Origin of the sequence: Pontibacter rugosus (assembly GCF_042678745.1) — a bacterium.
Taxonomy (GTDB): domain Bacteria; phylum Bacteroidota; class Bacteroidia; order Cytophagales; family Hymenobacteraceae; genus Pontibacter; species Pontibacter rugosus.
The window spans coordinates 1-12427 of record NZ_JBHTLD010000157.1 but is presented as its reverse complement, the minus strand read 5'-3'; the positions used below and the strand labels follow the sequence as shown (position 1 = coordinate 12427).

Annotated in this window: 7 protein-coding genes; 5 read left to right on the top strand and 2 right to left on the bottom strand. The window is 44.1% G+C overall.

The genetic code is table 11. The annotated features are described in order from the left end of the window. The first annotated feature begins 293 nt into the window (after positions 1 to 293). The 5 genes from ACFQ2O_RS15395 (at position 294) to ACFQ2O_RS15375 (ending at position 10478) form a co-directional block, all read left to right on the top strand. Entirely contained in the window at positions 294 to 827 is a 534-nt protein-coding gene (locus tag ACFQ2O_RS15395) for a hypothetical protein (RefSeq protein ID WP_377529486.1), read from the top strand. A gap of 136 nt (positions 828 to 963) precedes the next feature. Beyond that, the gene (locus tag ACFQ2O_RS15390) at positions 964 to 4362 is read left to right on the top strand and encodes a UvrD-helicase domain-containing protein (RefSeq protein WP_377529482.1); all 3399 of its coding nucleotides are present in this window, start codon (positions 964 to 966) and stop codon (positions 4360 to 4362) included. 134 nt (positions 4363 to 4496) lie between these two features. Next, positions 4497 to 6731, top strand: a complete 2235-nt coding sequence (locus ACFQ2O_RS15385; RefSeq protein ID WP_377529477.1) for an ATP-binding protein — start codon at positions 4497 to 4499, stop codon at positions 6729 to 6731. 113 nt (positions 6732 to 6844) lie between these two features. Continuing rightward, on the top strand, positions 6845 to 7282 hold the full coding sequence (locus ACFQ2O_RS15380) for a VOC family protein (RefSeq protein ID WP_377529473.1): 438 nt from the start codon (positions 6845 to 6847) through the stop codon (positions 7280 to 7282). A 289-nt stretch (positions 7283 to 7571) separates the two neighbouring features. Continuing rightward, positions 7572 to 10478: a PD-(D/E)XK nuclease family protein gene (locus tag ACFQ2O_RS15375; RefSeq protein WP_377529470.1), complete on the top strand. Its 2907-nt coding sequence runs from the start codon at positions 7572 to 7574 to the stop codon at positions 10476 to 10478. 77 nt (positions 10479 to 10555) lie between these two features. On the opposite strand, the gene ACFQ2O_RS15370 is transcribed toward ACFQ2O_RS15375, so the two are convergent. Together ACFQ2O_RS15370 and ACFQ2O_RS15365 are read right to left on the bottom strand one after the other, a co-directional pair. After that, entirely contained in the window at positions 10556 to 11542 is a 987-nt protein-coding gene (locus ACFQ2O_RS15370) for an aldo/keto reductase (protein WP_377529465.1), read from the bottom strand. A gap of 184 nt (positions 11543 to 11726) precedes the next feature. Continuing rightward, positions 11727 to 12263, bottom strand: coding sequence for a DUF4142 domain-containing protein (locus ACFQ2O_RS15365; RefSeq protein WP_377529461.1), 537 nt, complete (start codon positions 12261 to 12263; stop codon positions 11727 to 11729). Positions 12264 to 12427 lie beyond the last annotated feature (164 nt).

Below are 12427 nucleotides of genomic sequence, written 5' to 3'. Positions count from 1 at the left end.
CTAATGATTAAGCGGTATTCACCCTAACAAATCTCTGATTCTATATATTTAAGTAATAAGTTACGTAGTAAAGCAAAACGAGCTAAGCTTAAATGATAAATTGGTAATTGATAGCTAGTTAAGAATAAGATCTGATTTCTTTTGGATAGCTATTGATCCTTTACTTTAAAAACACTTCTTGCATTTCGTGGAAATATGAAGAGTGTCTTGTGCAAAGCTGTTGCCGATGGCATCTGCTGGCCTGCTTACCCCTAAAATTTGTAACAAAAATTTATAACCCAAGACCCTATACTATGTTACACTTCTCCAAAATTTCAACAAAAGGTAAGGACTTTAATCTTATTGCAGCAGGTGCACTGGCATTCAAAATTCACAACAAAATACTGAAGGACGAAACATTTCTGAGCGGTGCGAAGATAAGCCGCAACATGCTGTTGGGCAGTGCCCCGGCCAAAGCATTAAACGCCGACAGAAGAAACGTTTTCTATGTGATCTTGTCAGACGTAGACAGAACAAACATTGATGCACTTTGCGAAATGATAGCGCAGGAGCGCAAGAAGGGCAGCTATGCCGTTTGTCAGGTAATTCCGGTTTACTATAATGAGCCTTCATTTAAAGCGCTAAAGATGCTCCGCCAAAACTTTGATGAGGTAATTGAGCTGAACAAATTTAACCTGGGGAGCAGCAAAGCATTGATGAGTGCAGAGCAGCAGCATTGTTTGATGACTGATTATTCGCTTTCTATGGCGCGTATCATGTATCATGTATGCGTAAAAGACTTTGTGGCATTACCAGCTGAGCAAAAGGGCGAGCTGGTATATGCTTAACTTGTTTTTAGCCACAAGCAAAAGCCGCAGCCTAAGTGAGCCTGCGGCTTTTGCTTGTGGCTAAATGCTAAATATTTTAGACAAAGATTGGCAGATGCCCTCCCGAAGCTGTACCTTTCATGTACAGAGAACAGCTATGGCATCAACATTCAAAATTTACTCCTCCTCTGCCGGTTCAGGCAAAACCTACCATCTCACCAAGGAGTACCTGAAGCTGGCACTACATACTTCTGACCCTGATTATTATCGCTCCGTACTGGCCATTACTTTTACTAACGATGCTGCTGCTGAAATGAAAGAGCGCATCTTAGGAGCGTTGCGTAACTTTAATGATGTAAATCTTTCGGGGAAAGACAAGCAAAAGAGTGAGGCTTTACTGGAAAGTATAACACAGGATTTGCAGCAGGAACATCCTGATGAAAAGCTAGACAAAGAAGAAATTCGCAAAAGGTCAGGCCTGCTGTTCCGACAGGTGCTATATAACTACTCAGAATTCAGCGTTAGCACGATAGACAGCTTTGTTAATAAAATAGTACAGGCTTTTACCCGCGAGCTCAACATCCCTCAGAACTTTGAGGTCGACCTGGATTCCAATACGCTTTTGAATACGGCAGTTTCGCTGCTGCTCGATAAAGTAACCGATTCTAAAGAAGATCTGCTATCGCAAACACTGGAGCATTATGCCCTGGAAAAAGCCCGCGAAGGCAAAAGCTGGACCATGCTGCCAGACGACCTTATGGATTTTGCACGAAACCTGTTAAACGAGCAGGTCTATGAATCGATAACAGATTTACAGCACCTGAGTCTGGAGGATTTTAAGGAAGTAAGGGAGCAGCTTAAGCTTGTGCAGCAACAGGTGGAGGAAACTGTGCAGGAAGCAGCTCAGCAGGCCATGCAGCTTATGGAACAGGCTGGTGTCTCCCCTGCCGATCTCTACCAAGGTAACCGGGGCATCTGGTCCTATTTTAACAGCTGGCTAAAGTCAGTTGATCTGAACTATAGTAACAGCAATGCGCACAAAACCATAGCCGAGGATAAATGGTACGGTGGCAAAGCCAGTGCAAGCGCTAAAGCACAAATAGATAGTATAAAACAACAGCTTACAGAATTATACTTCCACATTGAAAGTATAAAAGAACAATATGCCGGCATCTTCACGCTTATACAGCAAGTAGTGCCGCACCTATACAAAGTATCATTGCTGAACGAGCTGGAGAAATGCCTGCAAGAGATAAAGCTGGATAAAAACACTGTTCATATTTCTGAGTTCAACAAGCGCATCATCGATATTGTACTGAAAGAACCTGTGCCGTTTATTTATGAGCGGCTGGGCGAAAAGTATAAGCACATCCTGATAGATGAGTTTCAGGATACCTCTGTTTTGCAATGGAACAACTTGCTTCCTCTGGTGGATAATGCACTGGCTTCCGGACATTTCAGCATGGTGGTAGGTGATGCCAAACAGGCCATATACCGTTGGCGGGGAGGCGAGATGGAGCAAATACTGCACCTATACAAAGGCAGCACGGAGCAGCTTTATGAAAACCGCCGGCATGGTTCGCTCATTCGGGAACGCTATGAGTCGGTTGATCAGGCGCTGGAGCCAAACAACCTTAGTACTAACTACCGCAGCCGCGCCGAAATCATTGACTTTAACAATGACCTGTTCACCTTTATCAGCCAAGGGCACCCGGAGTTCGAGATTTTTACGTCGATCTATGACAAAGATTTTGCGCAGCAGATACCACCAGGCAGTGATAAAAGCGGCGGCCATATTCAGGTCATGTTCACGCATGATGATGACACGAACTACACCTATGATCTGAACAGTTGCGGCCGTACCGACACGTATTATGCTGGCTACAATCAAAAGCAGTTACTGACATACGACGAAAGTATGCTGAACATGGTGCTGCAGCTGGTGACGCATGCGCAGGACGAAGGGTATGAACTGAAAGACATGGCCATCCTTTGCCGTACAAATGTCAAAAGTAAGCTGATAGCTAATTTTCTGAAGGAGCGGCGCTACGATATTATTTCACAGGACTCTCTTTCATTGCAATTCGCGGAAGTTATCAATTTGATTATTGCCATGTTCCGTGTGTTTAACAGGCCCAACGATACACTCGCAAAATCAGAGGCCTTGTACCTTGTATATAAGGTAGCGCTCGAAAAAGTTCCGGATGTGGAGATGACCAGAACCATTGCAGAAATAGCCAATGACAAGGAGAACCAGTTGTTTTTTGACCAACTGCGTGAGTTTGGGTTTGAGGTGCAGGAGCGTGAAACTGGTAACCTGTCTATCTATGAGCTTACAGAAAAGCTAATCAGAGTGTTTAGTCTTTTGGGCAAGAATAATGAAAGCGAGTATCTTTTCCGGTTCCTTGACCTGGTGCTGGAGTATAGCCTGAAAAACAGTAACAACCTGAATAACTTTCTGGCTTACTGGGATGTGCAGAAAGATAAGCTAAGCATTAACACACCCAAAGACCGAAATGCCATCACCATTACCAGTATTCATAAATCCAAAGGTCTGGCATATCCTATTGTTATCATACCGTTTGCTGATTGGGGAACTGAGCCTAAGCGTGGCTCGCTGATGTGGAGTCAGCTACCAGAAGAAATTACCGTGACAGGTAAGTTGCGGAGTGTAGCCGTGAACACCAGTTCTAAATTGGAAAACACCATACTTGCGCAACAATATAGCACCGAAATAGAGAAGACTTTCATAGAGAACCTGAACATGCTTTATGTGGCGCTTACCCGCCCAATGGACAGGTTATACTTAATCGGCAATGCCAAAGACCTGCTGGAGGAGCGAAAAGCGCCGAAGCTGGACGGGCAGGCAAAAAACGTAAGCCACCTGCTGTACCGCTACCTGGTGCACAAGGATATGTGGGAATTCGGAAAGCATTGCTACCAGCTCTCGCAAGGCAAGCCGCAGGTTTTGCAGCACCGCCAGGGGAATGAAAGAACTTATTTTGTTGATCATCTTACATCAACTGATTGGGAGCAGCGCCTGAAGATAAAACAGCACGCCAATAACGTGTTTGATTTTGAGACACAGACGGTGCAACGCCAGCAAAACCGAAAGCTGCACTATGCTCTGGCCCGTATAGCCTTTGCTCCAGAGCTTAATAAGGTGCTTCGGCAAATGGTGTACGAGGGCATCATCAGTGAGCGTGAAAAGCCTGAGGTATCGCAAAAGCTGAACCATGTACTTAGACATCCAAAACTTAGCCGCTATTTTACAAACCAGGTTGCGGTGGAGCATGAAAAAGAGGTGTTGGATGCACGGGCTTATCTATATAAACCAGACCGAATAGTGTTCGATGGAGATGCCGTGGTGCTGATTGAGTTTAAAACACCTCCACCAGAACCGGAGCACCGTTACCGCCTCGATCATTATGCTGTACGTTTTCGTCAGTTAGGCTATCAAAAGGTAAAATGCCTGCTGTACTACTTTGAAACCGAAGAAGTGATGGAGTGGCATTACGGAGGTAAAAAGGCCCTACAGCTGGGATTAGAGATATAATATACTAAATTTAGAATTTATTTTAAAGTTTTTTTAGCAGCACCTCTAATTTAGCGGGCTTACTCTTAACACATAGCAAACACAAACGTAAAGCAAACGCTTACCACTACAACATTCGGACAGCAGTACTTTAGATGCAAAATTACAAAAACCTGAAAGTAGACCTTTCAAACTGTGATACAGAACCTATACATATAATTGGCCGGATTCAGCCGCATGGATTCCTGCTTATACTTGATCATGCTACCCTACAGGTGGAGCAAGTGAGCAGTAACATTTCTGAATTCCTGGATGTAACACAGGAAGAACTGATTGGTAAAAAGCTGGAGCTGTTTTGTTCCGGCGAAGGTTATTTGCTTTTAGAGAAGCAGCTCCGCAATGCCGTAAAGCTTAACCCACAGCTGCTTTTAGTACAAGGCAAACTGTTCTTCGGTTTTATACATGAAACCAACGGTAAACTTGTGCTTGAATGTGAACCCTCGTCTCCTTCTGCCGACCAGCAAAGACTGGAAAACACATTCCTTTTTTCAAATTTTCAATCAGAACTAGATACAACTGACGAACTGGAGGGCCAGGCTCAGTTACTGGTAAACCATGTGCAGCAAGTGCTGAATTATGACAGGGTAATGCTCTATGTTTTTGATGAAGAATGGAACGGAGAAGTAATTGCAGAAAGAAAAAAAACAGGTGTGCATTCGTATTTGCACCATCATTTTCCCGCTACTGATATTCCGGCTCCGGCTAGAGACCTGCTTCAAAAAAAGCATGTAAGACAGATACCAGACGTAGAAGCCGAAGCAGTAGACATTGTACCTTACATAAACGCAACTACAGCAGCGCCAACCAACATTATACTTTCAGAGCTTCGCAATCCTTCGGAGATTCACCTGGAATATCTGAAAAACATGGGTGTTAGCGCTACTTTGTCTTTCTCTATCATGGTGCGGGGTAAATTATGGGGGTTAATTACATGCCATAACCTAAGCCCTGTATTTATTGATTACTGGAAGCGGCAACTCTGTTACCTGATAGCAAAAGCTTTCTCCAATGCTGTGATGGCTGGGCATGAAAAACGGGATATAGGCACACTCGAGCATTACAAGCAGATAGAAGAGCAACTCATTCAGCAGATGAGTAGCAGCGATGAGGTGGTGCAAGGCCTGTTTTATGGAAAGCATACCCTTCTGGATATTACTGAAGGAGCCGCAGCGGCTGTCTTTATACATAATAAACTCACCAGATCTGAATTTGCGCCCGAAGAATGCCAGGTGATGGAAATTATAGATTGGCTTGTTGCCAACTCTAACAACAGGGTTTTTAGTACCAGACAACTCTCTAAAGTAATGCCCGGTGCAGTAGCCTTTCAGGACAAAGCAAGCGGTTTGCTGGCGCTGGAGATATCCAGGTATAACAAAGAGTATATTCTATACTTTAAACCAGAAATCAGGGAAACCAGAATATGGGCCGGTAATCCTGAAAAGCCTGAGCGCGGAGCTGATAAAATCTTACACCCACGCAAATCTTTTCAAAACTGGGAAGAGGTAATCAAAGGCAAGTCTCTCCCCTGGACGATGAACGAGCTGGAAATAACGGAGATACTGCTGAAAGATATTACAACCATTTTATTGCGAAACCAGGCACAGCAATTAAACCAGCTAAACCTGGAGTTAAAAGTTAATGCTGAGGATCTTCGCACTAAAAACAGCCGTTTAGAGGATTTTACAAATATCATTACGCATAACCTCCGCTCACCTTTAAGAAATATACGGGGCTTGCACAAACTATATATGGCAGAGCCTACACAGGATGTAGCAGCCGAAGTGATGGCGCGCATTTCTGGCATGGCGGATAACCTGTCTGCCACAATTGATGATTTAAATCTTATATTAAAAGCAACTATAGAAAAGCCTTTGCCTCAGGGTGACGTGCCTATAGAAAGTATCATCGAAACAGAAAAGCAGAACCTTCAGGACGAAATTTTGCAGAGTAATGCTAAATTTGTTACTGATCTCTCTTTGAAGACACTGTCTATTCCAAAAGTTTACCTGGAAAGTATACTACACAACCTTATTTCTAATGCTTTAAAGTATAAGAGCAACAAAAGGCAGCCCTTAATTACTATCAAAGCCTGGCAAGACGAGCAAAATAGTTTTCTTTCGGTTTCTGATAATGGTTTGGGAATGGATTTAGAAAAAGTGGGTGCTCGTTTATTTATGCTTTACAAAACCTTCCATCATAACAAGAACTCGAAAGGCCTAGGCCTATATCTAACGAAGATGCAAATAGAAGGCTTGGGAGGCCATATTTCTGTTGAAAGCGAACCCGATAAAGGAACAACTTTCCTGATCACCTTGCCCAATGTTCAATAGAATTGATTACTTTGGGTATAAGCAGAGATACTAGTGCAGAAGCTTCTGCCTCGTAATGTTTTGCCTGCCACCACTTATAATTAATAATTTCCGCTTACTATATCCTGCAGCACATGGAACCACGATTAACCATAATTACCCTTGGCGTTAGAAACTTACAACGATCCAGAGATTTTTATCAGAACGTATTTGGCTGGCACCCTACCCCGAACAGTTCCGAAGGAATAGTTTTCTTTGAATTAAACGGCATTCAGTTAGCTCTTTTTCCTCAGGAGTCTCTAGCTGATGATGCTGGCGTTTCGCCTGATGGAAGTGGCTTCAGACGGTTTTCGTTAGCACACAATGTGGCTTCTGAACGAGCGGTTGATGAGTTAGTGTCTGCACTGGAGCAGAAAGGAGCTACCGTATTGAAACGCCCGGAGAAAGTTTTCTGGGGTGGCTATAGCGGTTATATTGCTGACCCTGATGAAAACCTTTGGGAGATTGCCTATAACCCGTTTTTAAAGCTGGATGAACAAAACGATCAACTGCACAATACCTCTATACATTAAGCTACTTTAAAAGATTCTTTTACTCTTTGCTCATTTTGGCTAGCTACAAGTATGAGGTTAATTTTAGCTAGCTATAAGTATGAAGTAAGTTGTGTGGTGATAAACTAACAGTTAGAACTGGGCATGAGCAGCTAAAAGCTAAAGAGCAAAGTATAAGTTGGCAGTTAAGCAAGTTTCGTCTCTTTTGCGCTAGAAGTAGCCCATGTTTATACGTAAAGTTCTTATTGCCAGTTAGATGCTTAAAGTGTCTGGCTTTTTAACTCTCTCAATTACTCATTAAAATTACCCTGTGCAGACTTTCCTGGAGCTTACTGCTAAATACATTTACACCAAATACAAAGAACATATCAGTGATTTGTGCGTGGTGCTTCCATCTAGGCGTGCAAGCTTTTTCTTTAAAACAGCTTTAGCCCAAGCCGCACCAGAGCCCATCTGGTCGCCGGAAGTACATGCCATGGAGGACTTTATCCGAAGCCTCTCTAATACAGATGTACTGGAGCCGATTAATCTGCAACTGGAGCTGTTTGACCTGATGCGCGAGCAGGATCCGAAACTAGACTTTGATAATTTTGTAACCTGGGCCGGAACCTTGTTGGATGATTTTAGCCGCATTGATCAAAATCTGGTTGATACAGGCAAACTGTTTGAATACCTGGGCGAGGCGAAGGCGCTGGAGCGTTGGGACCCGAAGTTCTTAGGCAAAGACCTCTCTCCTACACTTAAAAAATATTTCAGCCTTTGGGATAACATCGAAAAAACGTACCATAACTTACAGAAGCGGCTGCAACAGAACAAGCAGGCCTATACAGGTATGGCTTTCCGAAAAGTTGCAAAAGAGATTGAGCAGATTGCAAAGGAAAACAAGTGTCACCAGTTTATCTTCATTGGCCTTAACAGCCTGACGCGCTCCGAAGAGAAAATCATCAAAACACTGCTGAAGCATAACAAAGCCGAAGTGCTGTTTGATTCAGATGATTTTTATATGGAAGAGAACACGCCGAACCGCGCCGGTGCTTTTCTAAGAAAGTATAAAAGAACTTGGGAGCTGCCAGAGTGGCGATGGCAACAGAACCTGCTGCTAACAGACAAGAAAGAGATTAACGTAATTGGTGTGGCTAATGCCAGCATGCAGGGCAAACTTGCGGGGCAACTGTTGCAGGAGATTCGTGCAAAAGACAAACACGCACAAACGGCCATTGTGCTGCCCGATGAAACACTGCTGCTGCCTGTGCTGCATTCTATCCCCGACGACATACCTTCTTACAATGTAACGATGGGCCTCAGTTTCAGAGGCACTCCCCTATTTAACCTAATAGACTTGCTGTTTGAAGTACACCTGACGGGGGTGACGCAGCTGCAAAGTTCCGGGTATAAAGTTTACCAGTACCATCACCTGAGTGTTTCTAAACTGCTCACACATCCTTTTATTCGCAGGTATGAACTATACCTGAACGACCAGCCGGAGAAGACTCAGTATCATGGCATGATTCCGCAAGTGCTGGATAAGATGGTTCAGGAGAATAAGGTGCTTATTACGGCACAGGAGCTGCTGGAGCTAAGCCTGCACCATCCGCTCTTCGAGACTCTTTTCCGCTCCTGGCGCGACTGTGATGATATTATAGTAGCACTCTATGATCTGATTGAGCTACTGCGGCAAGTTTATACCCACGGACGCAACAGCATCGAAACCGAATATCTTTACATATTCTATACTTTGGTGAAGCGCCTGGACACCATTTTTGACTGCCGGGAGCATAAGATTTCAGTGCGCAGTTTCCGTAAGTTTCTCTATGAGCTGATTTCTCAAACACGCCTGCCCTTTAGCGGCGAGCCTATTTCTGATGTGCAGATAATGGGTATGCTGGAAACACGTGCCCTGGACTTCGAGAATCTAATTATACTATCGGTAAACGAGAATGTGCTGCCTGCACCTAAGCGCCAGGAATCGCTGATGCCATACGATGTGCTGCGTGAATTTGGCCTTCCCACTTACGCCGAAACAGAGGGCACAATGGCTTATAATTTCTACCGCCTGTTGCAGCGAGCTAAGCACATCAACCTGCTTTATGTGCTTCCGTCAGACACGTATGGGTCTGGTGAGAAGAGCCGGTTTATACTTCAGCTACAGAACGACCTCGCGCTGCGCAACACCAACATTACCTTTCGGGATTTGACAGCAGCAGTGGAGCAGCAGGAGACACGCAAGTATGAAGAGGATATCATCATAGAGAAAACACCGGAAATATTAGCTCAACTGCGGCAGGAACTGGAGCGTGGCCTGTACCCATCGCACCTGAATATGTACATCAACTGTTCGCTGCAATACTACTTTACCCGAATTGCCAAAATGCAGGAGATAGATGAGGTAGAGGAGCAATTAGGGGCAGACCAGTTTGGTACCATTGTGCACCAGGTGCTGGAGGATTTTTTCAGGCCTCACGAGAAAAGCGGAGAACCTGTACTTGCCGGGCATGTGGAGCAAATGTTGCTGAATTTACCCGATAAAGTTAAACAGGAATTTGGTAAGGTGACTTTAGGAGCCAAGCCTGAACGCGGGATGAACTACCTGCTATACAAGGTGGCGGTAGAGGTACTGCAAAAATACCTGCACAACCTGAAAACTTCTGATGAGCTTCCGCTTTATATTTTGCGCCTGGAGCAAACGCTGGCTGCCGTACTTCCGGTAGCGGTAGGTGATGAAATCATCAACGTGCGCATAGCCGGCAAAGCAGACCGCATCGACCTTAGCGGCCATGAGCTGCGTGTGATAGACTATAAAACAGGGAAAGTTGAACAGAACCAGCTACGAATAAAACCAGAAGATGTGGAGCTGCATTTTCTAACTGATGTAAAGTATGGCAAGGCACGGCAGTTGTGGCTGTATGAGTATGTGATAAAGCGCATGCTGGAAACATCTCCTGAAACGCTACTCCACAATGCGCAGCATGTGCCGGTGCAAAGCCTTAACCCTACTTCAGGCATTATTTCTTTTCGTAACCTAGAAGCAGGCGTGCTGCCTTTCGACTCCAAAAATATCGGCGGGAGTAATGAAGTTGAGATAGACTTTAAAACTGCATCAGAGAAAATTCTGCGTGAATTTGTAAACCGAATGCTAGACCCGAACGAGCCAATCAGAAAAACGAAGGATTTAGACGTTTGCCAATGGTGTGCTTATAGAGGAATTTGCGCGCGGTAGTAAAGAGAATTTTTTTTTAAGGATAAAGCCTCCACTAAACTTTATTAGTGGAGGCTTTATCTTGAACTGCATTAAAACTAAATGTTCACAGCCTTCATCTGCTCATCTTGATATCTTCCGCCGGCAGCTACACCTTTTGGAGCGATTTCGTCAATTTGCTGGAGCTCGTCCTGTGTCAGAGACACCTCCACAGCCCCTATATTTTCCTCTAAATACGTACGGCGTTTGGTGCCCGGTATTGGCACGATGTCTTCACCTTGCGCCAAGAGCCACGCCAAAGCAAGTTGCGATGGCTGACAGCTTTTTTGAGAGGCAAGTTCTTCTATCTTCTTCACCAGGTCGAGGTTCTTTTGGAAATTTTCCCCTTGAAAACGGGGCGACTGTCGTCTGTAGTCATCCTCAGCCAGGTCGTCAAATTGCTTGATCTGGCCAGTTAAGAATCCCCTGCCCAGCGGACTGTATGGCACAAAGCCAATACCAAGTGCACGACATGTAGGAAGTATTTCGTCTTCCACTTCCCGGCTCCAGAGCGAGTACTCTGTTTGCAAGGCTGTTATCGGATGCACCATATAGGCTTTCTTGATCGTTTCGGCCGATGCTTCTGACATGCCTAAATACCTTACTTTTCCTTCTTTCACAAGTTCAGCCATTGCCCCAATAGTTTCCTCAATGGGCGTGTCCTGGTCTACCCGGTGCTGGTAATATAAGTCTATATGATCTACACCTAAACGGCGCAGGCTCGCTTCGCAGGCCTCTTTTACGTATTCTGGTTTGCCATTAATCCCTAAAAAGCTGCCGTCTTTGCCCCTTACATTGCCAAATTTGGTTGCTATTACTACCTTGTCTCTCCTGTCTTTGATGGCTTTGCCTACCAACTCCTCGTTAGCGCCTACACCATACATATCAGCTGTATCGAGAAAGTTAACACCTAGTTCGAGTGCCCGATGTATGGTAGAAATTGATTCGTGATCATCACGGTTGCTGTAGAAGTCAGACATACCCATGCAACCCAGTCCCAGAGCTGATACTTCCAAAGCTTCTTTTCCTAATGTTCTTTTTTTCATAGTAGAATTGGTTTTTATTTAAATTTAAAAGTGTTTTAATGTTTACGTATAAACGGAGGAGTATAAAGCAAGTGGCACAGTTAAAGTTGTTACCTGCACACGATCACCTTACATCAAATAAAATCGGAAAGCCACTTACAGAGTTCTCCGTAAGTGGCTTTCCGATTTAAAACTGTATGTGGAATTACTCCATCATCTGATCTAATTGCTGCGCAACAGCAAGGTGTGAGCGTAAAAGCGGTAAAGCGTCCTGTGCGAAAGCAACTACTTCAGGGTCTTCTACATCATCTATTGCTTCTTCGTAAAGCGCAATAGCTTCTTCATGTGCTGCAATCTGCATTTCTACAAAACGTCTGTCAAATGTTTCACCTTCTAAACCTGCTAATTCATCACGCATTGCTTTTTTATCCTGTGGCAAAGTAGTAGGTAAGGTCACGCCTTCATTCGCAGCCAATTGCATCAAGTTGTTGCTGTTCATAGTATGGTGCGTTACAAGTAGCTGACCAAAATCTCTTACTGCCTGCATCTCTGCCTCATCAGCAGCCATTTGTCCTGTTTGAATTTCAAACATATCAGAAGCAGCAGCCTGTTGCATGAAACTTTCTTTAGTGAGTCTGTTTGGATCAATATCTATATCGTCATCATCGTCACAAGAAGTAGCAGCCAACACCGTTAGCATCATTAACATCAGGATTCTTCCTTTAAACATAAGCTTGTTCATAGTTATCGCTATAAAATTTTATAGAATTGTACTCATGCTTTCTGCACAAGTTATCTTACAAAACGAAAGAAAACTGTTAAAGTCTATCCAATTAATGCGGTTTGTAACACGTACTAATACGTAATCTTTTTATGCCGATATTTCAATATAGGAGTCGAAATTGC

Coding starts and splice junctions, on each gene's coding strand:
- ACFQ2O_RS15395 (WP_377529486.1), top strand. CDS start 294: ATGTTACACTTCTCCAAAATTTCAACAAAAGGTAAGGACTTTAATCTT.
- ACFQ2O_RS15390 (WP_377529482.1), top strand. CDS start 964: ATGGCATCAACATTCAAAATTTACTCCTCCTCTGCCGGTTCAGGCAAA.
- ACFQ2O_RS15385 (WP_377529477.1), top strand. CDS start 4,497: ATGCAAAATTACAAAAACCTGAAAGTAGACCTTTCAAACTGTGATACA.
- ACFQ2O_RS15380 (WP_377529473.1), top strand. CDS start 6,845: ATGGAACCACGATTAACCATAATTACCCTTGGCGTTAGAAACTTACAA.
- ACFQ2O_RS15370 (WP_377529465.1), bottom strand. CDS start 11,542: ATGAAAAAAAGAACATTAGGAAAAGAAGCTTTGGAAGTATCAGCTCTG.
- ACFQ2O_RS15365 (WP_377529461.1), bottom strand. CDS start 12,263: ATGAACAAGCTTATGTTTAAAGGAAGAATCCTGATGTTAATGATGCTA.